This is a genomic window from Pseudomonas sp. N040, from assembly GCF_015637705.1.
Lineage (GTDB): Bacteria > Pseudomonadota > Gammaproteobacteria > Pseudomonadales > Pseudomonadaceae > Aquipseudomonas.
Map to the genome: position 1 here is coordinate 265,415 of NZ_JADOBE010000003.1, position 26,135 is coordinate 291,549.

21 protein-coding genes and 2 tRNA genes are annotated in these 26,135 nt (G+C 59.5%); 9 read left to right on the plus strand and 14 right to left on the minus strand.

Going from position 1 to position 26,135, the window contains the following annotated elements; translation table 11 throughout:
• Nucleotides 1-243: 243 nt before the first annotated feature.
• Nucleotides 244-894, plus strand: coding sequence for a response regulator transcription factor ErdR (gene erdR / locus ISX93_RS06610; protein WP_195777921.1), 651 nt, complete (start codon nucleotides 244-246; stop codon nucleotides 892-894).
• A gap of 171 nt (nucleotides 895-1,065) precedes the next feature.
• Nucleotides 1,066-1,431: a diacylglycerol kinase gene (locus tag ISX93_RS06615; protein WP_195777922.1), complete on the plus strand. Its 366-nt coding sequence runs from the start codon at nucleotides 1,066-1,068 to the stop codon at nucleotides 1,429-1,431.
• Between the two features lie 5 nt (nucleotides 1,432-1,436).
• On the opposite strand, the gene ISX93_RS06620 is transcribed toward ISX93_RS06615, so the two are convergent.
• On the minus strand, nucleotides 1,437-2,363 hold the full coding sequence (locus ISX93_RS06620; protein ID WP_195777923.1) for a LysR family transcriptional regulator: 927 nt from the start codon (nucleotides 2,361-2,363) through the stop codon (nucleotides 1,437-1,439).
• 102 nt (nucleotides 2,364-2,465) lie between these two features.
• Here ISX93_RS06620 and fpr point away from each other — a divergent pair, with 102 nt between their 5' ends.
• Entirely contained in the window at nucleotides 2,466-3,245 is a 780-nt protein-coding gene (gene fpr, locus ISX93_RS06625; protein WP_195777924.1) for a ferredoxin--NADP reductase, read from the plus strand.
• 109 nt (nucleotides 3,246-3,354) lie between these two features.
• Here the strand turns inward: fpr and ISX93_RS06630 are convergent, their stop codons facing one another.
• From ISX93_RS06630 to rimO, 5 genes are all read right to left on the minus strand, one after another.
• On the minus strand, nucleotides 3,355-4,329 hold the full coding sequence (locus ISX93_RS06630; RefSeq protein ID WP_374987653.1) for a class I SAM-dependent methyltransferase: 975 nt from the start codon (nucleotides 4,327-4,329) through the stop codon (nucleotides 3,355-3,357).
• A 30-nt stretch (nucleotides 4,330-4,359) separates the two neighbouring features.
• Nucleotides 4,360-5,052, minus strand: coding sequence for a tRNA (N6-threonylcarbamoyladenosine(37)-N6)-methyltransferase TrmO (gene tsaA / locus ISX93_RS06635; RefSeq protein ID WP_195777926.1), 693 nt, complete (start codon nucleotides 5,050-5,052; stop codon nucleotides 4,360-4,362).
• Complete coding sequence (locus ISX93_RS06640) at nucleotides 5,045-5,542, minus strand: hypothetical protein (protein WP_195777927.1); 498 nt, start codon at nucleotides 5,540-5,542, stop codon at nucleotides 5,045-5,047. Before ISX93_RS06640 ends, tsaA begins: the two co-directional genes overlap by 8 nt.
• Before the next feature lie 173 nt (nucleotides 5,543-5,715).
• Nucleotides 5,716-7,629, minus strand: coding sequence for a DUF3604 domain-containing protein (locus ISX93_RS06645; RefSeq protein WP_195777928.1), 1,914 nt, complete (start codon nucleotides 7,627-7,629; stop codon nucleotides 5,716-5,718).
• Between the two features lie 154 nt (nucleotides 7,630-7,783).
• A complete protein-coding gene (rimO, locus tag ISX93_RS06650) occupies nucleotides 7,784-9,109 on the minus strand; it encodes a 30S ribosomal protein S12 methylthiotransferase RimO (protein WP_195777929.1) in 1,326 nt (441 codons plus the stop codon).
• 201 nt (nucleotides 9,110-9,310) lie between these two features.
• On the opposite strand from rimO, the gene ISX93_RS06655 reads away from it, so the two are divergent.
• Nucleotides 9,311-11,212 carry a potassium transporter Kup gene (locus ISX93_RS06655; RefSeq protein WP_195777930.1) on the plus strand — a complete coding sequence of 634 codons (1,902 nt, stop codon included), beginning with the start codon at nucleotides 9,311-9,313 and terminating at the stop codon, nucleotides 11,210-11,212.
• Nucleotides 11,213-11,288: 76 nt separating this feature from the next.
• Here the strand turns inward: ISX93_RS06655 and ISX93_RS06660 are convergent, their stop codons facing one another.
• From ISX93_RS06660 to ISX93_RS06670, 3 genes are all read right to left on the minus strand, one after another.
• A complete protein-coding gene (locus ISX93_RS06660) occupies nucleotides 11,289-11,837 on the minus strand; it encodes a cytochrome b (RefSeq protein ID WP_195777931.1) in 549 nt (182 codons plus the stop codon).
• A gap of 183 nt (nucleotides 11,838-12,020) precedes the next feature.
• A tRNA-Met gene (locus tag ISX93_RS06665) sits at nucleotides 12,021-12,097 on the minus strand.
• Between the two features lie 116 nt (nucleotides 12,098-12,213).
• Nucleotides 12,214-12,290 (minus strand) — tRNA-Met (locus tag ISX93_RS06670).
• Between the two features lie 445 nt (nucleotides 12,291-12,735).
• On the opposite strand from ISX93_RS06670, the gene dinB reads away from it, so the two are divergent.
• A complete protein-coding gene (dinB, locus tag ISX93_RS06675) occupies nucleotides 12,736-13,785 on the plus strand; it encodes a DNA polymerase IV (RefSeq protein ID WP_195777932.1) in 1,050 nt (349 codons plus the stop codon).
• Nucleotides 13,786-13,900: 115 nt separating this feature from the next.
• On the opposite strand, the gene ISX93_RS06680 is transcribed toward dinB, so the two are convergent.
• Nucleotides 13,901-15,739 carry a tetratricopeptide repeat protein gene (locus tag ISX93_RS06680; protein ID WP_195777933.1) on the minus strand — a complete coding sequence of 613 codons (1,839 nt, stop codon included), beginning with the start codon at nucleotides 15,737-15,739 and terminating at the stop codon, nucleotides 13,901-13,903.
• Nucleotides 15,740-16,335: 596 nt separating this feature from the next.
• On the opposite strand from ISX93_RS06680, the gene ISX93_RS06685 reads away from it, so the two are divergent.
• The 4 genes from ISX93_RS06685 (at nucleotide 16,336) to ISX93_RS06700 (ending at nucleotide 23,541) form a co-directional block, all read left to right on the plus strand.
• The gene (locus ISX93_RS06685) at nucleotides 16,336-18,387 is read left to right on the plus strand and encodes a DUF1302 domain-containing protein (RefSeq protein WP_195777934.1); all 2,052 of its coding nucleotides are present in this window, start codon (nucleotides 16,336-16,338) and stop codon (nucleotides 18,385-18,387) included.
• Nucleotides 18,388-18,451: 64 nt separating this feature from the next.
• Nucleotides 18,452-19,810 carry a DUF1329 domain-containing protein gene (locus ISX93_RS06690; protein ID WP_195777935.1) on the plus strand — a complete coding sequence of 453 codons (1,359 nt, stop codon included), beginning with the start codon at nucleotides 18,452-18,454 and terminating at the stop codon, nucleotides 19,808-19,810.
• 176 nt (nucleotides 19,811-19,986) lie between these two features.
• The gene (locus tag ISX93_RS06695; RefSeq protein ID WP_195777936.1) at nucleotides 19,987-21,063 is read left to right on the plus strand and encodes a WD40/YVTN/BNR-like repeat-containing protein; all 1,077 of its coding nucleotides are present in this window, start codon (nucleotides 19,987-19,989) and stop codon (nucleotides 21,061-21,063) included.
• 30 nt (nucleotides 21,064-21,093) lie between these two features.
• On the plus strand, nucleotides 21,094-23,541 hold the full coding sequence (locus ISX93_RS06700; RefSeq protein WP_195777937.1) for an efflux RND transporter permease subunit: 2,448 nt from the start codon (nucleotides 21,094-21,096) through the stop codon (nucleotides 23,539-23,541).
• 209 nt (nucleotides 23,542-23,750) lie between these two features.
• Here the strand turns inward: ISX93_RS06700 and ISX93_RS06705 are convergent, their stop codons facing one another.
• The 4 genes from ISX93_RS06705 to rsxG all read right to left on the minus strand — a co-directional run bounded on the left by ISX93_RS06705 (nucleotide 23,751) and on the right by rsxG (nucleotide 26,133).
• A complete protein-coding gene (locus ISX93_RS06705; protein ID WP_195777938.1) occupies nucleotides 23,751-23,933 on the minus strand; it encodes a PA3496 family putative envelope integrity protein in 183 nt (60 codons plus the stop codon).
• 103 nt (nucleotides 23,934-24,036) lie between these two features.
• The gene (gene nth / locus ISX93_RS06710) at nucleotides 24,037-24,675 is read right to left on the minus strand and encodes an endonuclease III (RefSeq protein WP_195777939.1); all 639 of its coding nucleotides are present in this window, start codon (nucleotides 24,673-24,675) and stop codon (nucleotides 24,037-24,039) included.
• A 122-nt stretch (nucleotides 24,676-24,797) separates the two neighbouring features.
• Nucleotides 24,798-25,505: an electron transport complex subunit E gene (locus tag ISX93_RS06715; protein ID WP_195777940.1), complete on the minus strand. Its 708-nt coding sequence runs from the start codon at nucleotides 25,503-25,505 to the stop codon at nucleotides 24,798-24,800.
• Nucleotides 25,492-26,133: an electron transport complex subunit RsxG gene (rsxG, locus tag ISX93_RS06720; RefSeq protein ID WP_195778022.1), complete on the minus strand. Its 642-nt coding sequence runs from the start codon at nucleotides 26,131-26,133 to the stop codon at nucleotides 25,492-25,494. The genes ISX93_RS06715 and rsxG overlap by 14 nt, the downstream gene beginning before the upstream one ends.
• Nucleotides 26,134-26,135: the final 2 nt, after the last annotated feature.

Sequence of the window (26,135 nt, forward strand, 5' to 3'; positions counted from 1 at the left end):
TTGGCTATCGGCAAGCGCGACATTTACGTATAACGGCAGCCGGGTTGCTGGTATGGCTGTAAAGATTGGCTGCGCCCCGTTATTCTGCAGGCCTCATGCGTTCATAACAATAATGCTGTCCCGGTCACTGCCTGCCAGTGGACTGTCCGCCTGATCCGCGTGCTGTGAGGCCGGCGGGTGGAGTGACAGGCTGGATTGCAGCCAGGTGCTGCACCGGGAGCAGTGCCAATAAAAGGACATGCCATGGCTGCTTACGAAATACTGATCGCCGACGATCACCCGCTGTTCCGCAGTGCCTTGCAACAGGCGCTGAGTATTGGCCTGGGGAGTGAGGTGCGGCTGGCCGAGGCTGCCAGCATTGCAGAGCTGGAAGCCCGGCTGAATGAGAAAAGTGACTGGGATCTGGTCCTGCTCGATCTGAACATGCCCGGGGCACACGGCTTCTCCGGGCTGGTGCTGCTGCGCGGGCAATACCCGCAGATACCGGTGGTGATGATTTCGGCACAGGAAGAGGCTGCGGTGGTGTCGCGCTCACGCGAGTTTGGCGCCAGTGGCTTCATTCCCAAGTCCAGCTCGCTGGAGCAGATCCAGCAGGCCGTGCGTGCGGTGCTCGACGGAGACCTGTGGTGGCCGAATCCATCGGCGCAGATGACCGCCGTGTCCGCCGCAGCCAAGGCGGCCAGCGCCGGTCTGGCCAGCCTGACACCCCAGCAGTTCCGCGTGCTGACCATGGTCTGCGACGGTTTGCTGAACAAGCAGATTGCCTGGGAGCTGGCAGTGTCCGAGGCGACGATCAAGGCGCATGTCACCGCGATCTTCCGCAAGTTGGGCGTGCGCACCCGGACCCAGGCGGCCATGTTGTTGCAGCAGCTGGAAAACGTAGCGCCGCAATGAAGCACGGCTGGATTGAGGATTTAACCGCCAAGTGGCGAGGATCGATGTTTTCCGCAGGCCTGGCTGCAACCGGCGCCAAGCCTTGGCATCCGGCGCTGGCAGGGATGCAGCCCTTCACCTTCTCCGCTGGGCCGGATTCACCGGCGCGGCATAATTCTGGATAGTTCACCGATGTCACCATTCAAGGGCCAGACCGGCCTCAAACGCATTCTCAACGCTACCGGTTACTCCATGGCCGGCTTGCATAGCGCCTTTGTTGGCGAGGCGGCGTTCCGTCAGCTGGTACTGATCAATGTGCTGTTGATCCCGCTGGCCTTCGTGTTCGATGTCAGCCGGGTCGAGCGGGCACTGATGGTCGCCGTGTGCCTGATCCTGCTGATCGTCGAGCTGCTCAACTCGGCCATCGAGGCGGCGATCGACCGCATCTCGCTGGACATCCATCCGCTGTCGAAGAGCGCCAAGGACATGGGCAGCGCCGCCCAGTTCATCGCGCTGTGCCTGATCGGCGTGGTCTGGGGCCTGATCCTGCTCGGTTGAGCGGTTCAGTTCAGCATCGGCAGGACGATCTGGTCACTGCGTGCCACGTTGCTGGTCAGTGCCTTGCACAGCTCAAGGAATTCGGCCATCGCGGCGGTCTGGTTCTTCTGCCGGTTCCAGATGAACTGGAACTGCCGGAGCAGGTCCAGTTGCGGCGTTTCCACCGCCACCAGGCTGCCCCGCCGAAACGCATCGCGCAGTGCCAGGCGTGAAATGCAGCTGATGCCCAGCCCCGACTCCACCGCCCGCTTGATCGCTTCGGTGTGTTCCAGTTCAAGCCGGATATTTAGCTGCGACAGATGATGGCGCATGGCCTGATCAAAGGTCAGCCGGGTGCCGGAGCCTTTCTCGCGCAGGATCCAGGCTTCGCGGCAGAGCTCCTCCGTGGTGGCCTGGCCGCGCTTGGCCAGCGGGTGTTCGGGAGCACAGAACACCACCAGTTCGTCATCCACCCAGTGCCGGACGATGATATCCGGGTGCTGGCAATCGCCCTCGATCAGCCCCAGATCCAGTTCGTAGCGGGCGATCTGCTGCACCATCTGCTCGGTGTTGCTGACATGCAGGCTGACCCGGCACTCGGGGTGGTTCTGCATGAACTTGCCGAGCAGCAGGGTTGCCAGGTAGTTGCCAACCGTCAGGGTTGCCCCGACAGCGAGTGACCTGAAACCGCTTTTGCCATTGAGCAGGGCTTCGATTTCCCGGGCCTGCTCGAGCAGCGCCAATGCCTGGGGCAATAACTGCTGACCAGCGGAGTTCAGGTTGAGGCGTTTGCCGACCCGGTCAAACAGCAGGGTGCTGATGCTGCGTTCCAGCTCCGACAGCGAGGTACTCGCGGCTGACTGGGAAAGCGCCAGTGTTTGCGCAGCCCTGGAAACGTTGCCTTGGGTGGCCACGGCGGCGAACACTTCGAGTTGTCGCAGGGTAAATCTCATATCTATATAACCAATATTTAATATCTTTATTATTCACTTAACAGATTAACAGCCTGCGCCTAAAATCCGTCCCCATCAAGTCTGCTGCTTCAGGAACTCACCATGAGCAATATGAATGTCGAACGCGTACTCAGTGTCCATCACTGGAACGACACCCTGTTCAGCTTCAAGACCACCCGTAATCCGGGGCTGCGTTTCGAGAACGGGCAGTTCGTCATGATCGGCCTGCAGCAGGAAAACGGCCGCCCGCTGATGCGCGCCTACTCGATCGCCAGCCCGAACTACGAAGAGCATCTGGAATTCTTCAGCATCAAGGTGCAGGACGGCCCGTTGACCTCGCGCCTGCAGCACCTGCAACCGGGCGACGAGCTGATGGTCAGTCGCAAACCCACCGGCACCCTGGTGCTGGACGACCTGTTGCCGGGCAAGCATCTGTACCTGCTCAGCACCGGCACCGGTCTGGCGCCGTTCATGAGCGTGATCCAGGATCCGGAAACCTATGAGCGCTTCGAGAAGGTCATCCTGATTCACGGCGTGCGCTATGTGAACGAAGTGGCCTACCGCGAGTTCATCACCGAGCACCTGCCGAACAACGAGTTTTTCGGCGAGGCACTGCGGCAGAAGCTGATCTACTACCCCACGGTGACCCGTGAAGAGTTCGAGAACCAGGGCCGGCTGACCGACCTGATGCGCACCGGCAAGCTGTTCAGCGATATCGGCCTGCCGCCGATCAACCCGCAGGATGATCGCGCCATGATCTGCGGCAGCCCGAGCATGCTGGATGAAACCAGTGCCGTGCTGGACAGTTTCGGCCTGAAGATTTCCCCGCGCATGGGCGATCCGGGCGACTACCTGATCGAGCGCGCCTTCGTCGAGAAGTAAGCGCCGCAGCTATTGATCAGGTCCCTGAATAGTAGTTTCGCCGGTAGGCGCACCACCTCGGTGGGTGCTTTTGCAGCGCCATCGCGGCGAGGACGCCGCTCCTGAAAACTCAAGGGCCTGCCTTTGTCGGGCTCAACCCGGCTTGCGCCGTGCGCTGAAACACCAGGGCTTTCAACCCGCACTCCGGATCGATGTCGGCAAACTCGGGCGGGTTTTCCAGGCGCTCGCGGAAGACCAGGCCTGGCGCTTCACGGGCGACGGCATCCAGCAGGAACGCGGAGCCGCGGTCCGGGTCGTTGCAGCAGGCCAGCACCAGACCATCCTGGTTCAGCAGGTCAGGCAGGCGGCGCAAAATCTTCGGGTAGTCACTGCTCAGCACAAAGCTGCCTTTCTGCAAGCTGGGCGGGTCGACGATGATCAGGTCGAACGGGCCGAGGCGTTTCACTTTTCCCCACGACTTGAACAGATCGTGAGCCAGGAAGCTCACCCGGCTGAGGTCGTGCTGGTTCAGCCGGTGATTGTCGCGCCCGCGGCTGAGGGCCGCCCTGGCCATGTCCAGATTGACTACCTGCCGCGCGCCACCGGCGATCGCCGCTATTGAGAAGCCGCAGGTGTAGGCGAACAGGTTGAGGACTGTCTTGCCGGCCGCCTGCTGGCGTACCCAACGGCGGCCATAACGCATGTCGAGGAACAGGCCGCTGTTCTGCTTGTTGCCCAAGTCCAGCTGGTAACGCAGCCCGTCCTCGTCGATCTGCCAGGTGCTCAGCGGCGCGCCTGCCAGCCATTCTGCCGGGCAGTCCGGCCGGTAGCGGTGCTGCAGCAGTACAGGCTGTCCGAGGCTGGGCAGCATGGCTTCGAGGGCGGCCAGTTGACCAGGCTCCGGCTGGCGGAACAGCGTCACCAGCAGGATCCCTTGCAGCCAGTCGACGCTGATCTGTTCCAGCCCCGGCCAGCGCCTGCCGCGGCCATGCAAGAGCCGACGGGCCTCGCCTGGGGCCGGGTCCAGGGCGCTGCGCAAATGCTGCTGCAGGCGGGTGATGGCATCGGTGTGCATGGGGTGCTTCCGGCGAAGTGAGAGGGGCATTGAATGGCTGCCAGGCCGGAGTAAATGCGCTCACTCCGCCAGCAGTACTTCCAGTACGCAGATGCGCTCCGGCTGCGGGTAATGCCAGCGCACATCCAGGTCCCACAGCCGGCAGCCATAGCGTCGCGAACTCGCGGGTACTTGATAGGCAGGACGCGGATCCTGGGCCAGGCACTGTTCGATCAACTCGACCAGGGGTTCATTCAGGCGCAGGGCGTGCAGTCGAGCCTGTTCGAGCGCGGCGGGTTGCCAGTCGACGGCGATGGTCGCCGGGGCCGCTTCGGCAATGCCGTTGTGCGCATCCGCCACGCAGTCGGCATAGGGTACGTAGGGCTTGATATCGAGCACCGGCGTGCCGTCCAGCAGGTCGATGCCGGACAGCCACAGGCGAGCGGCTTCAACCTTGTCCAGCCGGACCACCGACTGGCCGATACCGTTGGGTCGGTGGGTCGAGCGGCTGGCGAACACGCCGATCGACTGGTTGCCACCCAGCCGCGGCGGGCGCACCTTGAGGCGCGGCTTGTCCTCGAGGGCCTGGTGAAACAGGAACAGCAGCCAGACGTGGCTGACCTGTTCCAGCCCGGCGACAGCTTCGCCGGTATTGAACGGTGGCAGCAGTTCCAGCACCCCGCGCGCCGCTGGCGCCAGCTGCGGCTGGCGCGGGATGGCGAACTTTTCGCGAAAGCACGAGCGCAGGTAACCGACCGGCGCAACGCTATGCATCGGCCGGCTCGCTGGCGAGTGCCTGACGGGCAAGCTGGGTGTTGCGTACCACGGTGTAGCAGTCCTCGACATGCGCGTTGCCGACCATCTTCATGGCGCCAAAGCTGATCGAGGCCGCAACTGCCTGGCCAAGGATGGGGATGAACTTCACAAACGCCTTGGTGGTGACCCGCACGCCGACCTTTTTCAGCACCTGGATCAGTACATGCTTGGTCACCAGCTTGCCGACCATTTCGCTGCCAACGCTGGTGACGGCGACCACGGTGATCTTCTTGAGCTGCAGCGGCAGTTGCTCGATCTGTTCGGGCGTCAGACCGAACTTCTGGTTGATCGCCGGGATCATTTCCAGCAGCAGGCTGACATCGGCACCAATATCGACTCCCGGGATGGGCAGGACTGCGGCACCGGCCGAGAGCCCGGCCCGACGGGTAACCATGGCTTTGCATTCATCGCGGATGGCGTTCAGTTGATCAAGGTTTTGCGCAAGCATGCGTGCTCCGGGATCGATGCGGTAAAGGCGTCAGTCTGCCTTGTCAGAGCGGCGTGGTGCAAAGCATTAGCACGCTGATCGTTGTTCAACCGATAAAAGTGCAGGGCCAACAAAAAGGGAGAAACGTCGGCTGCCCGTTTCTCCCGTTTGGGTGTAGCGCGTCCCTTACTGATTCACGGGGTGTACCAGATCGGCGAGGTGTAGGCGCGCTCCTGCAATTGCATGGGCACGTCCTTGTCGGCTTTCAGGGCGAAATACTTGGCATCGTAGGCGGTCCAGCGCGGGGTCGGGATTTCCAGCACGCGCGCGTAATAAAAGGCACTCTGTCTGGCGTCGAAGTCCGGGTCGGTCCACGCGGTGATCAGGTCGGAATCGCCAATAGTATTAGTCCAACTGGCATTGGCGACATCGACGGTACTGCCGACTGCCGGCAACTGGCCGTCCTTGCCGGGTTGGCGCCGCTCGGCATCGCCCCAGCTCACGTCATAGATTTTCTCGTGAGCTTCGCCCTTGCTGTCGAGCCAGCCCTTGATGATCTGGATGCGGTCGAGATTGGCACCCATCGGGTCCTTCATGGCGGCCACCAGGAAGGTTGGCGATTTGCCGGCAGGTGCGTTGTTCAGGTCGCCGCCCATCGGTACGCCTTTGGCGTAACCCACGCGCGCCGGCATGCGATCTTGTGCATCGTCCGGGGTAAAGTCCCAGCCGCCAAAGAAGCGCACAGTCATGCGCGGTCCGGTGGTGGCGTAGGTTTCCTTGCGTTGCATGGCATCGAATATCGATGCGCGGGTGTTTTCCTTGGCCCACACAGCAGCGTAGCCGGACGATGACAATTGCCATTCCTTGATGCCGATGCCGGTCTTGAAGTTGCGGAAGAAGTCCTTGGTCAGTCGCTTGGGGTTCGGCTCCATATTGCTTGCCTTGCCAAAGAAGTTATCTTCCCCGGCAGTGGCCAGTCCGGTGTGCGAGTCGGTTGAGCCGATCATGCCGAACTTGTAGGGGTTGGTGCCAAACTCCTTGTCCAGTTTGAGACCGTTCTTCAATGCTTCACGGGCGTACTCATACTGGAGCATTTCAGGTGTCTTGGCTTGCGAAGCATCCAGGTTGCTCTTGTCCAGTCGTTCGAAGTTGGCGAACTCATCCGTGGGTGACAGGGCTGGATTGGTCTCGCCGTCGCCTTTGATCTGGGTTACTTCGTAGAGCTTCTCCCATTTGGCGCGCGTTTCGATGTAGGCCTTGTCGATCTTCTTGCCGCCATACACCTCGGTGGTAGGGAACATGCGACCGTTACTCAGGTTGCCGTTGTGGGCGATGGCCAGAATCTGACTGCCGGTTTTGCTTTCTGCTTCAGCCAACCATTTCCACAGGTCTTCCGGGTTGCCGCTGCCGAGCGGTGGCAGGGTGGTGTAGGGCTCGACCTTGCTGGCCTGCTCGCCACCTTCACGAAACAACACATTACGGTGCAGGTTGTTGCCCTGTTCGTTGGAGGTCCATTCGTAGCCAATGATGGCGGTGAAGCGCCCAGGATCATTGGCCTCCTCGGCCGCCTTGATCACTTGAGCCCAGGCTGACTTGTAGGCGGGTGTTCCCGGCAATGGGAAACCATCGGGCAGTTTGTTCTGGCCGAAGCTGGTGATGATATCGATTGCTGCCTCACCACCTTTGCCGGCCTTGATCAGGTCATACCATTTGCGCCCTTGCGGCGTAGCCAGCAGGGTCGGATCGCCGCTCATCAGGGTGGGGAAAAAACCGAAGCCGTCGGAATGGTCCGAGATCACCATGAAATCAAGCGGGCGTGAAAGTTTGGCGGGTTGACCGGTCGACGAGGTGACTTGTTCGCCGCGACCGAAACGATAGGCGTCTGCCGGGCTCAGGCGCGCGCCAAAGGCTCCGGCGTCCATGGAGAACGCAGTGTGTACATGGGTGTCGCCGAATAGCGGTCGGGTCGGGAAGTCTTCATTCACGTAGGGCGAGTAGGGGGGCTTGGCCGCTACTGGCGCGGTTGTGTCAGCGGCGAACACAGTTGAACCCAGGCTGGCGGCAACAACAACAGCCAACAGGCTTGGCTGAAAGCGCAAAAATTTCATGCGAGATAGCTCCAGAAGTGCTTGCACAGGTTGAGTGCAAACAATTTTTGGAGTCTAGTCCAATTTTTTAGCGAAGTGTATGCGAGTTTTGCTGGAACGGGGGCAACCCGCAAACCATTACCCGGCGGGTTGCACCAGCTCTACGGCGTATTCCTCAGAGCAGTTCGGCCCACAGGTCGTATTCGTCGGCATCGACGACGCGTACGCGGACTTTGTCGCCGGGACTTACGCTGTTCGTGGCGATAAACACGCTGCCGTCAATTTCCGGGGCATCGGCCCAGGAGCGGCCTACAGCGCCTTCGTCGTCGACTTCGTCGATCAGTACTTCAATCTCGCGGCCGATTTTCTGCTGCAAGCGTTCGGCAGAAATGGCCTGCTGATGCGCCATGAAGCGGTCCCAGCGATCCTGCTTGATATCGTCCGGCACTGGTTCCAGATCCAGATCGTTGGCGGGTGCGCCTTCCACCGGCGAGTACTGGAAGCAGCCAACCCGGTCGAGCTGGGCTTCGCTCAGCCAGTCGAGCAGGTACTGGAAATCTTCTTCGGTTTCGCCGGGAAAGCCGACGATGAACGTGGAACGGATGGTCAGTTCCGGGCACTGCTCGCGCCAGTTCTTGATCCGCGCCAGAGTCTTGTCTTCGAAGGCCGGGCGCTTCATCGCCTTGAGCACTTTCGGGCTGGCGTGCTGGAAGGGGATGTCCAGGTACGGCAGGATCTTGCCGGCGGCCATCAGCGGAATCACGTCGTCCACATTCGGGTACGGATAGACATAGTGCAAACGCACCCACACACCCATGCTGCCGAGCGCTTCGCACAATTCGAGCATGCGCGTCTTCACCGGCTGGCCGTTCCAGAAATCGGTCTTGTACTTCATGTCCACGCCATAGGCGCTGGTGTCCTGGGAAATCACCAGGACTTCCTTGACGCCGGCCTTGACCAGCCGCTCGGCTTCGCCGAGCACTTCGCCGACCGGACGGCTGACCAGCTTGCCGCGCATCGACGGGATGATGCAGAAGCTGCAGCTGTGGTTGCAGCCTTCTGAAATCTTCAGATAGGCGTAGTGGCGCGGGGTCAGCTTGACGCCCTGTGGTGGTACCAGGTCGATCAGAGGGTTGTGTTCCTTATTGGGCGCAACGACATCGTGTACGGCGTTCAGCACCTGTTCGTACTGCTGTGGGCCGGTGACGGCCAGCACGCTGGGGTGCACATTGCGAATGGCCGACTCTTCCACACCCATGCAGCCGGTGACAATGACCTTGCCGTTCTCGGCCAGCGCCTCACCGATCACATCCAGCGATTCCGCCTTGGCACTGTCGATAAAGCCACAGGTGTTGACCACCACCACGTCGGCATCTTCATAGCTGGACACCACCTCGTAACCTTCCATGCGCAACTGGGTGAGGATGCGTTCGGAGTCGACCAGCGCCTTGGGGCAACCGAGGCTGACAAAACCGACTTTGGGGCTGGCGGGGGTAGACATGGCGAACCTCGGGCTGGATACGCGCCAGTGGTGTTCACTGCGCTGATCAAAAAGTGCGCAATTCTAGCGGCCGCATGGCGGCTTGGCCAGCGCTCTGCGCTAGCCGGCGTAGATTCCCCGGCTGCGACAAATGGTGGCACCGGTTGCCTTGTGTGCGGCGCAAGCGCAGCATTTGCACACATTTTGTAACGAGTAGCTTGTATGAGCGAACAGGTTGTTGCAGCGACTGCCGAGGAAGGCAGTCATTCGTCGGGTGTTGGCCTGCTGGTGGCGGCCGCCGGCGTGGTGTATGGCGATATCGGCACCAGCCCGCTGTATACCCTCAAGGAGGTGTTTGCCGGTCACTACGGGGTGCAGGTCAATCATGAGGGTGTGTTTGGCATCCTCTCCCTGATTGTCTGGTCGCTGCTCTGGGTGGTGTCGCTCAAGTATGTGATGTTCATGCTGCGTGCCGATAACGACGGCGAGGGCGGAGTGATGGCCCTGACGGCGCTGGCGCGGCGGGCGGCGTTGCCGTATCCGCGGTTGCAGACTGTGCTGGTGCTGCTCGGCCTGTTCGGTGCGGCGCTGTTTTATGGCGACAGCATGATCACCCCGGCGATCTCGGTATTGTCGGCGGTTGAAGGTTTGAACGTGGCGCTGCCGGGGCTCAGTCACTGGGTGGTGCCGGTGACCCTGGTGCTGCTGGTGGGGTTGTTCCTGATCCAGAAGCACGGCACGGCGCGCATCGGCATTTTGTTCGGCCCGGTGATGGTCGCCTGGTTCCTGATTCTCGGCGCCCTCGGGGTGTACGGCATTCTGCGCCAGCCTCAGGTATTGCAGGCGCTCAACCCATACTGGGCGGTGAACTTCTTCATCTCCCATCCGGGTATCGGCATCACCATTCTGGCGGCGGTGGTGTTGGCCTTGACCGGCGCCGAGGCATTGTATGCGGACATGGGCCACTTCGGGCGCAAGCCTATTGCCCGTGCCTGGTTCGGCCTGGTACTGCCGGGTTTGGTGTTGAATTACTTCGGCCAGGGTGCCTTGCTGCTGGAAGACCCGGAAGCAGCGCGCAACCCGTTCTACCTGTTGGTGCCGTCCTGGGGCCTGTTGCCGATGATCGGTTTGGCCACGCTGGCGACCATCATTGCCTCGCAGGCGGTGATTTCCGGGGCTTTCTCCCTCAGCCAGCAGGCGATCCAGCTCGGTTATGTGCCGCGCATGCAGATCCAGCACACGTCCAGCCAGGAGCAGGGGCAGATCTATATTGGCATGGTCAACTGGGCACTGATGGTTGGCGTGGTACTGCTGGTACTGGGCTTCGGCTCCTCCAGTGCCCTCGCTTCTGCCTATGGCGTGGCGGTGACCGGCACCATGCTGATCGATACCTTCCTGGTGGCGGCGGTGATGCTGTTGCTGTGGAAGGCCCCCCGCTGGTGGGCGATTCCGCTGCTGATCGGCTTTTTCATCGTCGACGTGCTGTTCTTTGCCGCCAACATTCCGAAAATTCTCGAGGGCGGTGTCTTCCCGGTAATCGCTGGTATCGCCCTGTTCGTGCTGATGACCACCTGGAAGCGTGGCCGGCAGATTCTGGTCGAGCGTCTGGATGAGAGTGCACTGCCGCTGCCGTTGTTCATCAGCAGCATCCGCAGCCAGCCGCCGCATCGGGTACAAGGCACGGCGGTGTTCCTCTCGGCGCGCCCGGATGCGGTGCCGCATGCGCTGCTGCACAACATGCTGCACAACCAGGTGCTGCATGAGCAGGTGGTCTTGTTGACAGTGGTCAGCGAGGATCGGCCGCGTGTGGCGCTCGACCGACGCTTCGAGGTCACGGCCTATGGCGAGGGGTTCTTTCGCGTGGTGCTGCATTACGGTTTCATGGACGAGCCGGACGTCCCAGCGGCCCTGGCGCTGTGTCACCTCGACGAGCTGGATTTCAGCCCGATGCGCACCACCTATTTCCTCAGCCGCGAGACGGTTATTCCGACCAAACGCTTGGGCATGGCGCGCTGGCGCGAAAATCTGTTTGCCTTCCTGTTGAAGAATGCCAACAGCAACCTGCGCTTCTTCAAGCTGCCTCTGAACCGGGTGATTGAACTGGGTACCCAGGTCGAGATGTAGTCTGGAGCCTGAATGACAAAAAGGCTTGCCGGGTGACTGGCAAGCCTTTTTGCATTGCAATATGAGGCTCGGGCTTTCAGTCGCGCTCAGGCTTCATGATCAGCAAGGCGTTGTCGCGGATCACGTAGTGGTGATACAGCGCGGCGAGGGTGTGAATGCCGATCAGCCAGTAACCGGTTTGCGCGATCAGCACATGCCACTCTTCAATCTGCTCGGCGAAAGCATGATCCTTGCCGGTCAGGGCGGGCAGTTCAAGGCCGAAGAATGGAATCGGTTTGCCTGCAGCGCTCAAGAACAGCCAGCCCAGGAATGGCGTGCAGATCATCAGCAGATAGAGTGCCAGATACATCAGCTTGGCGATCTTTTCCTGTAGCGCCGGCGGTTCGGGCATGATCTTCGGGCTTGGGGCGATCAGGCGCGCGGCGATGCGCAGCCAGACCAGGACAAACACTGACATGCCCAGCATGAAGTGGAACTGCTTCATCAGTTCACGCCCATCGCTGCCCTTGGGGAAGATGCCGCGAAACTCCATGGTGCAATAGACCGCTGCAAGCAGCAGAAACATCAGCCAGTGCAAGGCGATCGACAGGCTGCCAAAGCGTTGTTCGGTATTTTTCCATGACATAGCGGGACTCCGGTGAGTGTTGGCGCCGGCGAATTCTAGACAATGAAACTTAAGCAAGTCTTAGCGTGCAGCAAAATCGTTGATGGATGAGCGCAGGACGTTTTCCAACCGAAGCGGACTGACATGCTTTGCCGGATGCAGAAATGCAAAAGGCCACTCCATTGAGTGGCCTTTTGGCTGATCTGGTTGCGGGAGCAGGATTTGAACCTACGACCTTCGGGTTATGAGCCCGACGAGCTACCAGACTGCTCCATCCCGCGCCGGCCATTCTACGGCATAATCGCTGGTTGTCAATTTTTGTTTTCGATTCAAGGGCTTGGGATTGATTCCGGCAACAAAAAAAGGCCACTTTTTCAAGTGGCCTTTTTCTCTGATCTGGTTGCGGGAGCAGGATTTGAACCTACGACCTTCGGGTTATGAGCCCGACGAGCTACCAGACTGCTCCATCCCGCGGCGCAAATTGTACTCGCGAAAGCTCGGGTGTCAATCTTTACTTTGGGTCGTTGCCTATTTCAGGGTGCCAGGCAAACCTGCGGTAGACAACTTGGGTTTGACTCCGTAGTCCGGATGCAATCCTGGAGAGCTTTCACCCCATTACCCGGATTGCATCCGGGCTACTGACTGTGGGGCCGGTGAGGCAGGCAACCGGCCGCAAAGGGCGCCACCACAAACCAGCAGGTGCCGGGGAGATGGTCTTCTTTCAGGCGATTATTGATCTGATCCTTGTTTGGCAGGAGCGTCGCCCATCGGCGCGATGGACCCGGCAAAAGCTCGCGTAGGGGCGGCGCTCCTGCAAAGCGCATGAAAATTCATTCTATTCAAGGGCCGGATAAATGGCGCATTCACGGTGCTAGAATTCAGCCCTCAACGCCAGCCCTGTAGGGCTTCCCGGGATGCCGTGCGCAAGATTATCCATGTCGACTGCGATTGCTTCTACGCTGCCATCGAGATGCGCGATGATCCGCGTCTGGCCAGGCAGCCGGTAGCCGTTGGCGGCGCGGCAGACCGGCGCGGGGTGATTGCTACCTGCAACTATGAGGCGCGGGCCTTCGGGGTGCGCTCGGCGATGCCTTCGCGACAGGCGCTCAAGCTGTGCCCCGATCTGCTGATCCTCAAGCCGCGCATGGAGGCTTACAGGGCTGCTTCGCGGGAAATTCACGGCATCTTTCGAGACTACACGGAGCAGATAGAGCCGCTGTCGCTGGATGAGGCCTATCTCGATGTGACCCGGAGCAGCCAGCATGCCGGTAGTGCTACCCGCATCGCGCGCGAGATCCAGAACCGGGTCTGGCAGGAAGTGCGGATCACTGTCTCGGCCGGGGTGGCGCCGAACAAGTTTCTGGCCAAGATTGCCAGTGACTGGAGGAAACCCAACGGCCTGTTTGTCATTGCGCCGGATGAGGTCGAGGCTTTCGTCAGTGCCTTGCCTGTCAGCAAACTGCACGGGGTTGGCAAGGTTACTGCCGAGCGCCTGCTGCGCATGGGAATTCGGACCTGCAGTGATCTGCGCCAGCGGGACCGGCTGGACTTGCTGCGCGAGTTCGGCAGCTTCGGCGAGCGGCTCTGGCAGCTTGCCCGGGGTAATGACGAGCGCGCGGTGCAGGCCGATGGCCGGCGCCAGTCGGTCAGCGTCGAACATACCTACGATCAGGACCTGCCGGATCTGTCGGCCTGCCTGGCGCGCCTGCCGCTCTTGCTGGAAGAACTCAATCGTCGCTTGCTGCGCCTGGACAGTAGCTATCGGGCAGATAAGCCCTTCGTCAAGCTCAAGTTTCATGACTTTACCCAAACGACTCTGGAACAGGCGGGGGTTGGCCGCGACCTGAACAGTTACAGCCGCTTGCTCGGTGCTGCCCATATGCGCGGCAACAAGGCGGTGCGTTTGATTGGTATCGGTGTGCGTCTGGTAGATCTGCGAGGTCGTCATGAGCAAATGGTGTTGTTCTGAATGATATCGCTGGCGAACTGTTCATTCGCCGCGAACGCCCTGCGGGGCGCTCGGTGCTGCCTGTCCCCCACCCTTGGGCGGTCTCGGTGCGGGGCGGCGGCCCGCCGGTATGCCGCTATGCAGCCAGCACCACACACCAGCCTTTGATTGGTGCATTGCTCTCCATGCGCAGCACGCGCTCCTCCAGAGCGAGCAGTTGCAGATGGTGATCAGTCGCCAGGCGTTGCAGGTAGGCGCTGGCATGGGCGAAGCGGCCCGAGAGCAGTAGCTGGTAGTCGCTAATAATGCTTTGCTGCCCTGCCGGCAACAAGGCATCACTGGATTCAACAGAGAACAGGAAGAGTCCGCCCGGTACCAGCAGGCGCCTTGCTTGAGCGTAAATCTCCTCCAGATCACCGATATACACGAACACATCGGCAGCAATCAGCAAATCGAAGCGCGCATCGGGTTCGGCTTGCATCATGCCCAGCAGGTCAGACTGCACCAGCCGTTGGTAGATGTTGCGCTCGCGTGCCTTGTCGAGCATTTTGCCCGAGAGATCAACGCCAGCCAGCTCCTCGGAAAACGGCGCAAACGCCACGCCGCACAAGCCGGTTCCGCAGCCCAGATCGAGCACTCGCCAGGCGCCCTCGGCCGTCCTGCAGTGCTTGCGCGCCATCTGCAGCAGGTGGGCAGGATTGTCGTACTTGAGTCCTTCGATCAGGTGCTTGTCGAACTTGGCGGCATAGCCGTCGAACACCTCGGTGACGTATTCGGCTGCCGATGTCTTCGGTATTTCGCCCCGGAGTGCGGCCATCATATGCAGCAAAGTCGGGCTTTTAACACCCAGATCCAGCGCCTTCTGAAAAGACTCCAGCGCAGAGTCGAGCTTGCCTTTCCTGTTCAGGTGCATGCCGAGACTGAAGTGAGCAGAACCCATTTTCGGATACCTGGCAATTACCCCTTGGCATATCTCGACGGCCCCATCTCCATCGCCTTGCGAGTTTTTTGATTCGGCAAGGCTCAGCAACACGAGGCTATTCTCCGGATCCAGCTCCAGCGCCTTGAGCAAGGCTTGTTCGGCTACCGGGTGCAAATTGTTTGCTTGCAGCGCGAGGCCGAGGTGGTAATAGGCTTCGGCGTAGTCGGGTTTCAGTTTGATCGCCGTGGACAGGCTTTCGGCAGCCGGTTCCGGGCGGCCCCGGGCATTCAGCACCAGTCCGAGGTTGTAGTAGGCAATGGCGGAGTGCCGGTCCAGGCGCAAGGCCTGCAGCAGGGAGGCTTCCGCCTCGCTCAGTTTGGCAAGGGCAAATTGAGCGGTGCCAAGACCAATGAAGGCTTCGCTACAATCGGGCCTGCTGCCAATCAGTTGCCGGAAAGTCGCTTCGGCCTGTTCAGCGCGTCCCAGCTTCTGCAAGACAGTGCCCTGACCCAGGGCGGCTTCAAGTAGGGCCGAATTGAACCTGAGCGCGTTCTGGTAACTGCTCAGCGCTGCAGGAAGGTCACCCTTGCGTTTCAGGGCATTGCCCAGATTGTTGTGGGCCTCGGCATACTGCGGGTCAAGCCGGATGGCGGCGCGGTAACAGGCGATGCAGCGAGCTGTGTCCTGGTCAATCTGCCGATAGGCATTGCCCAGGTTATTGTGGAAAACCGGGTTGCGCGGATTCTTCCGGATGGCACGCTCGATCAGTTGGGCTGACTGGGCAAATTTACCCGCCTGCGCAGCAATCACACCGAGCAGGTGGAGGGCATCAGACTGGTCCGGATCGATGAGCAGAACTTGCTGATAGAGTGCTTCGGCCTGGCTGAATTGCCCGCCCCGATGGTGCAGAACAGCGCGTTCAAGCAGTTGGCTGGCCTGAACACGACCAGAGGTGTTTATCGGTGCCTGCGTTATCGCTGGTGTGCCGCAGCAGTGCTTGCTTTTTTTGCCGCTGCCACAGGGGCAGGGATCGTTCCGGCCGACGTTACGCATTAATCGATCTCGTTATGTTGTGCTTTAGGCTGCAGTCGAGCTGTTGGCTGGCTGAGCCATGATGGGCTCATGGATATTGCGTGGAATGCTATCAAGCTTTCAGGTGGCCCGGCGCCGCATTTCTTGGATCAATTGCCCGGACAAAATCTCGCGTCATCGCGGCCAAGGGGATTGCAGACTGGCATAAGTTGATAGTTCCCGCGTTCCAGCGAGGGAACCGCTCCACAGGTGAGTTGCGGAACACCGACGCGTAGCCTCTGGCGCTGCTTTCCCACGCGGGCGCGTGGGAGCGATCAATTTTAAAAAGGTTGCTCGCTGGTGGTGCATGGGCGATGCACCTGCTTTACTATTTTTCGAACAGTGCGTTGCGTCTGAAACCACTGTGGCGCAAGCGGATCAGGGCTTCTGGCTCAAAGGGGGCTAAATAGAAACGCGAACATAAATTCATTTCCGGTCATGTACTGACCGCTGGTGGGGGATTTTTCTGTTCCATTTTGGTGAAACATGCGGTAAAAATTGGCACCGCTTCTATTCTCAGGCGGGGATAGAAGCTGAACAAATCAGCATCAACATAAAAACAAAGGTGGGTAAGCGCCATGCAGAACAAAAAAATCCAGTCATTCAATTTTCGTAGGGGCTTGCTTGCCTCGGCTGTAATGGCCGGCATGGGCGTATCCAGCGCGCAGGCAATCGAGGTGGACGTTGGCAATCCGGATGTAGCCGTCCGCTTCGACAACACCCTCAAGTACAACTATGGCGTGCGCACTGAAAGTGCCGACCAGAAAATGCTCAATACGCCGAACAATAACGACGGCGATTACAATTTCCGCCATGCCGGGACCAATATCACCAACCGCGTAGACATCCTTTCCGAAGTGGATGTGGTGTACAAGGAATCCATGGGCTTCCGCGTCAGCGCGGCGGGCTGGTATGACAAGGCTTACGACAACACAGGCTCCAATTCCAACGGCTTTGTCAACGGCGCTGCATCATCGACTTCTCAGTTGCTCGGTGGTGTCAATCCTGCGCAGCAAAACCCCTTCATTAATACTTATGGCGCGACCAATCCAAGCTCGCACCTGAGCAATTATGCCCAGCGCTATTACAGTGGGCCGTCCGGTGAAATCCTTGATGCCTTCGTGTTCTACAGCACCGAAGTGGGTGATGAGTCGCTGCTCAGTTTCAAGGTCGGCCAGACCAACACCTTCTGGGGTGAAACCCTGCTGAACCCGATTCACTCGGTCAGCTATGGCCAGTCCGGCCTCGATCTGGCCAAGCTGGCGTCCTCGCCGGGTACCGAAGCCAAAGAATTGTTCGTGCCGCGTAACCAGCTGTTCACCAGCTTTACCCTGAACTCCGACTGGACCTTTGCCGGACAGTATTTCCTCGACTGGGATGCTGCCCGTTTGCCGGAAGCGGGTACTTATTACGGCGGTGCGGATGTGCTGGACCAGGGAGGGCAATCCTTCGTCCTTGGCCATAGTTCCACTGGTGTTTTGCCCGCCAACCAGTTCAGCATAGTGCCGCGCGGGAAAGACTACGAGCCGGATGATGCCGGTGACTGGGGTCTGATGGCCAAATGGGCGCCGGAGTGGCTGGATGGCTCTTTGGGTGCCTATTACCGCAACACCTCGGATATTCTGCCGCAGAGTTATCTGGGCGGAAGTACTGTTTCTGCCGGTAATGTGAATGTTGCTCTTCCAATCTGTAAATTCATTGGTGTGCCGACGTGTGTGAAGGCGCAGGCTGGTGGGAATCTCGTGAACTCCCTGGCCGACACCGAGTATGGGCTGGCCTATGCAGAGGACATTGATATTTTCGGCATCAGCCTGTCGAAGAACATTGAGGGTGTCAGTGTTGGCAGTGACCTGAACTACCGTCACAACATGCCGCTGGCCAGCATTACCGCGATTTTCAGCCCTGAACTGGCGAACGACCTGTATGCAAACCTTTATAGCGGGGCTATCCCTCTTGGGTCGACGCTTGCTCTTCCGGCGCGCGGTGCAGGCACGGGTGTGGTGGATCAGCGTGAAATCGACAACAGTACCTTTGCCACCGGTGACACCTTGCACTGGGTGGTCAATGGCCTGACCACCTTTGCCGATACCCCGGTATTTGATTCGGCGACCTTGCTGGGTGAGGTTTACACCAGCTATCTGGTTAGCCTGGATGATGATAATTCTGCTCTGTACAAGGGCAAGAGTACCTACCATGGTATTGATGCGTCGGATCGCAGCAACGTTGGCATTGCCGTCAACTTTACGCCTACCTGGTATCAGGTATTCCCGGGGGTTGATATGACAGCGCCGTTGTCGGTCAACGTAGGTGTCGATGGCACCTCACCGGTACAGGGCGGTGGCGCCAAGGACACCGGCAACTATGCAGTTGGCGTGGGCGCGCAGATTTACAACAAGTACTTCGTCGACCTGAAATATGTCGATGCGTTCGGCAAGACGGAAGACTGCGACTACAGCCCGGACACGGTTAATGGTCCGACTGACACTTCCGGCGACGGCGCAACGCCGAACGCCCTGGCTACCAGCCAGGCGTATACCTGTTACGAGGGCAGTTACTCGTCCTTCTCCGGTGCTGGTGCAACCATCGAAGATCGCGGCGCGGTTTACCTGACCTTCAAGACCACCATCTGATTTAGCCTGAGCAACGCAGTGCCTGCGGGCACTGCTTATAAAAACAAGCAGGAGAAACACTACGATGAAATTCGTGCAAACATTGATGGCTGCCTCTCTGGCGGTGGCCTTTGCCGGAGCGGCACAGGCGGCTGTATCGCTGCAGGAAGCCGAGAAGCTCGGCACCACCCTGACCGGTGTTGGTGCCGAGCGTGCCGCTAATGCGGATGGCTCGATCCCCGAATATACCGGAGGCAATACCCAGTTGCCGGCAGGCTTCAATGCCGGTGACTCCTATCGCCCAAACCCTTATGCCAATGAGAAGCCGGTCCTGGTCATCGATCAGTCCAATCTGGCTGCCAACAAGGACAAGCTGACCGCCACCACGGCGGAGCTGCTCAAGCGCTACCCGAACAACAAGGTGGAGGTGTATCCAACCCACCGTTCGGTCTGGCTTCCTCAGGCGATTGTTGCCAATGCCAAGCTCAACGCCGTCAGTGCCAAGACTGTGAACGATGGCGTGGGTATTGCCAATGCGCTACCGGGCGTACCGTTCCCGATCCCGCAAACGGGCAGCGAAGTGATGTGGAACCACCTGCTTCGTTACAGTGGCGTGACCATCCAGAGCAAGTTCGACAGCTGGAACGTCGATAGCGCGGGCGTACCGACACTGGCAACCACGGGCCTGGCCACTGTTAACCTGCCAGTCTATGAAGACCTGACCAGGGTTATGGAAGCCAAGGACATCTTTTATCGCATCAAGGTGAATTACAGTGGCCCGGCCCGTCGCGCCGGCGAAGCGATTCTGGTTCAGGATGCGGTCAATCCAATCGTGCAACCTCGCCGCGCCTGGCAGTACCTGCCTGGCCAGCGCCGGGTGAAACTGGCCCCCGATCTGGCCTACGATACGCCAAACCCGGGTACTGCTGGCGCAGCTACCTATGACGATACCTTCGTCTTTACTGGTGCGCTGGATCGCTTTGAGTGGAAGCTGATTGGCAAGCAGGAGATGTACATTCCTTACAATACTTACGATCTGGTTTATGGCAAGGATGTCAAGGCGATTGTAAAGGCCAACAACATTGCCCCGGATCAGGTGCGCTGGGAAAAGCACCGGGTGTGGGTCGTCGAGGGTTCGCTCAAGCCGGGTAAGCGCCACATCTACCACAAGCGTCGCGTCTATATCGATGAGGACTCCTGGACTGCTGTCGCTGCCGATATGTACGATGCCCGTGGCGATCTGTACCGTGGCTCGTATGCATTCATGGCGCCCAGCTACGACGTGGGTGTTCCGAATGCCACTGCGCATGCGATCTATGACCTGGTTGGTGGTAGCTACACGCTCAACGGCCTGACTGGCCCATACGGTGGCGTGCGCTATATCGATAACCTGTCCAAGTCCAAGTGGTCGCCTGAGTCGCTGGCGGGTGCCGGTATCCGTTGATTGCCTTGAGCAGCTGATTTCCAATCTTGTGCTTGACTAGTTCGAGGGTGTCGCCGTCGTCTGGCAGCGACACTCGAGTGCGGGTGCTAATCAAAGGGTTGGATTATCAAATGATCTCCAATCGCCGGATCGCATGCCTGCATGCGTTCCGGCGATTTTTCTTGTGAGGAAAGCGCATGTATTTTTCCAAGAGACTCTTGCTGTCAGCGCTGTGTTCAGCGCTCTTCATGCAGCAAGGTACAATTCAGGCCGCCGAATATGCAGACGTCCTGGAGACCCCGGCTCTGATGAGCCAGATTGCCATCAAAGGTGGATTGAACGGTGTCACCAGCGCCGGTTCGCGGCTGGTGGCTGTTGGTCTGCGAGGCCATATTCTGTACTCCGACGATGCTGGCAAAACCTGGCTGCAGGCCAAGGTGCCGCTCAGTTCGGATCTGACCGCCGTACATTTCCCGACACCGTCCGAGGGCTGGGCGGTTGGCCATGATGGCGTGGTGTTGCACACCTCCGATGCAGGCGCAACCTGGACCAAACAACTGGATGGTACCCAGACTGGCAAGATCATGCTGGAGTACTACACCCGTCTGGCCGCAACGGATCCAGCCAACGAGCAGTTTGCTACGCTGGTCGCTGATGCACAGCGGATGGCAGATGAAGGTGCTGACAAACCGTTTATGAGTGTCTGGTTTGCTGATAACCAGAATGGCTACATCGTGGGTGCCTTTGGCATGGCTTTCCAGACCAAGGACGGTGGCGCGAGCTGGACCCCAATCAATGAAAAGGTCGACAATCCGCAGGCCTTGCACCTGAATGCGATTACCGGGTTTGGTACGGATGGTGTGATCGCGGTCAGCGAGCAGGGCTCGGTGCTTCAGCTGGATCCTGCCAGTGGTAACTTCGCGCACATCAAGACGCCTTATGACGGCACCTACTTTGGTGTCCTTGCCACTAAAAACAATCTGATCATTTATGGTCTGCGTGGCATGGCTTTCCGCAGCAATGATGGCGGTACCAGTTGGAATCGAATTGTTACACCAGTGAAGCAGACGTTCACCGCGGCCACTGTCGATGACGCCGGGCAGGTGTTTCTGTTCACCCAGCCAGGTCATGTGCTGAAGAGTACCGATGGCGGTGTCACATTCGAGCCTGTGCCGCAGGCCAGCTTGTCCCCGGTGAGTGGTGCGGTTGCTGCCGGCGACAAGGCGTTGGTGCTCGTAGGCCCGCGTGGCGTGCGCGTGTTCCCTGTTGAATAAGCCAGAACAAAGAGAGAGGCGTACCTGATCATGGGAACTGAAAAACAATTCGAGATGCCGGTGATTCGCGATCTTAAAGACTTTGATCCGAGCACCGGCAGCCTGCTGGAGCGCATGGTGTTCAACCACCGGCCGCTGTTCTTGCTGTTCATCGTGGTGATGACGGCACTGCTCGGCTTTATGGCGGTCACTCGCCTGGAAATGCGCCCAAGCTTTGAAAAGATGATTCCGCAGGGTCATCCGTACATCAAGAACTTCCTGGAAAATCGTGGCCAGCTGCGCGGGTTGGGCAACTCGGTGCGGGTGGTGGTCGAAACTACCAGCGGTGATATCTACGATGCGGATTACCTTGAGACGCTCCGTCAGGTCAATGATGACTTGTTCCTGACGACCGGTGTGGACCGGGCGTGGCAGAAGTCGCTGTGGTCTCCAGGCGTGCGCTGGACCGAAGTGACTGAAAAGGGCTTCGAGGGTGGTCCGGTTATGCCGGATACCTATGATGGCTCGCCAGCCAGTATCGAAGAGCTTCGATTGAACGTTGCCCGCGCGGGACTGGGCGGCCAACTGGTCGCTGGCGACAGCAAGTCGAGCATGATCATTGTTCCCTTGCTCGACAAGGACTCGGCTACCGGCAAAGGCATCAACTATTACGAGTTTGCCCGGGTTCTGGAAGACGGCCTGCGCCTGAAGTATGAATACGGTGGCGATAAGGCTGCGCATGCCTCTGGCGAGGAAGGTACCGGCAAGATCAAGATTCGCGTGATCGGATTTGCCAAGCTGATTGGCGACCTGATTGACGGCCTGTTCCAGGTGATGATGTTCTTTGGCATGGCAGTCATAACTGCATTCATCGTCATTTACTTCTACACCCGCTGCCTGCGCAGTACCGCCCTGGTGGTGAGTTGTTCCTTGCTGGCGGTAATCTGGCAGCTCGGGATTGTCGCCTGGATGGGGTATGCGATCGACCCGTATTCGATCCTGGTGCCGTTCCTGGTGTTCGCCATTGGCGTCTCCCACGCATCGCAGAAAATGAACGGGATCATGCAGGACATCGGCAAGGGTACGCACAAGCTGATTGCTGCGCGCTATACCTTCCGGCGCCTGTTCCTGGCTGGCGTGACCGCATTGCTTTCGGATGCGGTAGGCTTTGCCGTGCTGATGCTGATCGACATTCCGGTGATCAAGGAACTGGCCATCACTGCCAGTATCGGTGTGGCCGTACTGATCTTCACCACTCTGCTGATGATGCCGGTGGCACTTTCCTATGTTGGCGTGAGTACAGCAGCTGCCCAGCGGGCACTGAAGGAAGATCAGGCTGCCGCCAGCCATCAGGGCTTGGGCAAGCTGTGGGATCTGCTCGACCACTTCACCGAGCGTCGCTGGGCAACCATCGCGGTGGTCGTTGCAGCGATCATCAGTGTTGGCGGTTTCATGGTCAGCACCCAGTTGAAGATCGGTGATCTGGATGCCGGTGCGCCGGAGTTGCGTCCCGACTCGCGCTACAACCGCGACAATGCGTTCATAACCAGCAACTATGCGTTGTCCAGTGACCTGTTCGCGGTGATCGTCAAGACGCCACCGGAAGGCTGCCTCAACTACAAGACGCTGATCCTGGCTGACCGCCTGGCCTGGCAGATGCAGCAGCATCCGCAGGTGCAGACCTCGGTTTCGCTGGTGAATGCGATCAAGCAGATCACCGCAGGTTCCTATGAAGGTAATCCGAAGTTCTTCACTATCCAGCGCAATCAGGATGTGCTGAATTACTCGGCTACCACGGCATCGAACAACACGCCTGAACTGTTCAATACCGACTGCTCGGTCATGCCGGTAGTGACCTTCCTCAAGGACCACAAAGCCGACACCTTGAATGAAGTTGCAGCAATCGCCGAAGAGTTTGCCGAGCAGAACAGCACGCCAGACCGGCAGTTCCTGCTGGCCGCCGGTACGGCGGGCATCGAGGCGGCGACCAACGAAGTGGTCAAGGCCTCCAACCGCACCATGCTGCTCTATGTATATGCCGCGGTCATCCTGTTCTGCCTGATCACCTTCCGCAGCTGGCGCGCCACCACAGTGGCTATCCTGCCGCTGGTGATGACCTCGATGCTGTGCGAGGCGCTGATGGTGTGGATGGGGATTGGTGTGAAGGTGGCAACCCTGCCGGTGATTGCGCTGGGTGTTGGTATCGGCGTTGACTACGCGCTCTACCTGCTCAGTGTGCAGTTGCAATACCAGCGTGACGGGGCATCGCTGGGTGTTGCCTACAAGAAGGCTGTTGCCTCTACAGGCAAGGTGGTTGCTCTGGTAGGTATCACCCTGGCCACCGGTGTGATCACCTGGGCCTGGTCGCCGATCAAGTTCCAGGCCGACATGGGTATCCTGCTGACCTTCATGTTCCTGTGGAACATGCTCGGTGCGCTGATCATGATCCCGGCCCTGTCGTACTTCTTCCTGAATACCGACAAGGTCAAGAAGGGCTGATGCAAGGCATCCTGTCGCTGGGCTAGTTCCCGGTGGCAGGATGTCCCGAGCGCTGCAAGCTGAATAGCAAAAGCCGAACCCGATAACAGTTGTTATCGGGTTCGGCTTTTTTGTGCCTCACTGGCAGTGATTTTCAACCAAAGATCTGGTCGGACCGTGGGGCAGCGATGCCCGGATACCTGGATGCGCGCGTCAACGCGGTGAGTGGATCACAGGTCGAAGTCGTAATCCGACAGCTGTTTGCGCAGGCGCCTTTCATCGAGCAGGTTGTCGATCACGCGGCGCTTGGCAAGGTTGGTCTTGGCGACCTCCACGGGTTGTTCGACGGTGTCTTCGGAATCCTGCACGACAGGATCGTCTTCGAGTTCGATCTCTTCATTTGCAGCGGTCATAGGGGCAGTCCGATTCGGGCTAGGTTGGGGCCTCTTATATCGGCAAAGTGCGAGAGGGTAAAAAAGATTTTTTCAATCGGCTGATTGATATTTTATTAAATTGCTAATCGTCTGAAGTCTTGGACTTGAATTCGCACAGGTCTTCAATCCGGCAACTGCCACAGCGTGGCTTGCGCGCCTGGCAAACATAGCGTCCATGCAGGATGAGCCAGTGGTGGGCATCAAGCAGGTAGTCGCGGGGTACGAACTTGAGCAGTTTCTGCTCCACCTCGAGCACCGTCTTGCCCGGCGCAATGCCGGTGCGGTTGCTGACCCGGAAAATATGCGTGTCCACCGCCATGACCGGCTGGCGGAAAGCCGTGTTGAGCACCACGTTGGCGGTCTTGCGACCTACTCCGGGCAAGGCTTCGAGTTCCTCGCGCAGGTTCGGCACCTGGCTGTTGTGCCGCTCGATCAGCAGGCGACAGGTTTCGATGACATTCTTCGCCTTGCTCGGGTACAGGCCGATGGTCTTGATGTACTCGCACAACCCCTCATAGCCCAGCGCATAGATGGCCTCCGGGGTGTTGGCGACCGGATACAGCCTGGCGGTGGCCCTGTTGACTCCGACATCGGTGGCCTGCGCCGAGAGGATCACGGCGATCAGCAGCTCGAAGGTCGAGTTGTAGGCCAGTTCGGTGGTGGGGTCGGGGTTGTCCTCGCGCAGGCGACGAAAGATTTCCAGGCGCTTGGCTGCGTTCATACCGTGAGAGACCCTGATGCTGTTGTCGGGGCGGCGCTTCGCCGCGAAAAGGTTTTCCAGCAGAACCAACGCTAACGCCGCGGGCGCCGCTCCCACAGCCACAGCGCAATGGCAATAAGCGGCTACTCGATCACCCCGGTCACCCGTACCCGTCGGCTCTGGGTGGTGGCGGGAGCCGGTTCAGCAGCGCTGGCGCGCTCGGCGACTACCTCGTCGATGCGGTTCTTCAGGGCTATCAGCAAGCCCAGCACGAGAAAGGCACCGGGTGGCAGGATGGCCAGCAGGAAGCCCGGGTAGTTGTGGAACAGGGTGATCTGCCAGTGCGCGGCGATCGGGCCGAACAGCAGTTGCATGTTGCCCAGCAGGGCTCCGGTGCCCAGCAGTTCGCGGACGCTGCCGATCGCCAGCAGCACCAGCCCGAAGCCGCTGCCCATCATCAGGCCATCGAAGGCCGCATGGGCCACGGTGTTCTTTGCCGCAAAGGCCTCGGCGCGGCCAAGGATGATGCAGTTGGTGGTGATCAGCGGAATGAAGATGCCGAGGATCTGGTACAGCTCGTAGGTAAATGCCTGCATCAGCAGCTCGATGCAAGTGGTCAGCGCGGCAATGATCATGACAAACACCGGCAGGCGCACGGCATCGGTGACCTGGCTGCGAATCAGTGCGACGGCGGCATTCGAGGCGGCCAGTACCAATGCGGTGGCCAGGCCCATGCCGAGGGCGTTGACCATCGAGTTGCTGACCCCCAGCAAGGGGCACAGGCCGAGCAACTGCACCAGCCCCGGGTTGTTCTTCCACAGGCCGTTGATGGCGATTTCACGGTAAGTCATGTGCTGGCTCCTGGGGCATCAGCAGTTCTGCCTGGTGCGCATCGAAATACTGCAAGGCCTGGTGCACCGCCTTGACAACCGCACGCGGGGTAATGGTGGCGCCGGCAAACTGATCGAACTGGCCGCCATCCTTCTTCACCGCCCAGCCATCCGCCGGGCTGTCCAGCGACTTGCCGGCGAAGCTGCGAATCCAGTCACTCTTGGCCAGTTCGATCTTGTCGCCCAGCCCGGGGGTTTCCTTGTGCCGGATCACCCGTACACCGGCCAGGCGGCCATCGGCCAGGATGCCGACCAGCAGATCGATGCTGCCACTGTAACCCTCCGGGGTGGTTACTTGCAGAATCACCGCCGCCGGTTTGCCGTCGAGAGTGGCCAGGTAGGCCGGACTCGCCTTGCTGCCGAGCGAGGGGTCGTGGAGGCGGCGCAGGGTATCCTGCAGGTGATTGTCGTAGCTGCCCGCCGGCAGCAGTTCACTCAGGGCGCGGCTTTTGGCGTCGCGCTCGGCCAGCGCAATACGCTCGGCAGTACCCTGCTCGGTGATGGCTACCAGGCCGACGGTGAGAATGGCAAACAGGCCGAGCACCAGACTGTTCTTCAGCATCGAGCGGGAAATCTCCGGGAGTGCCATGT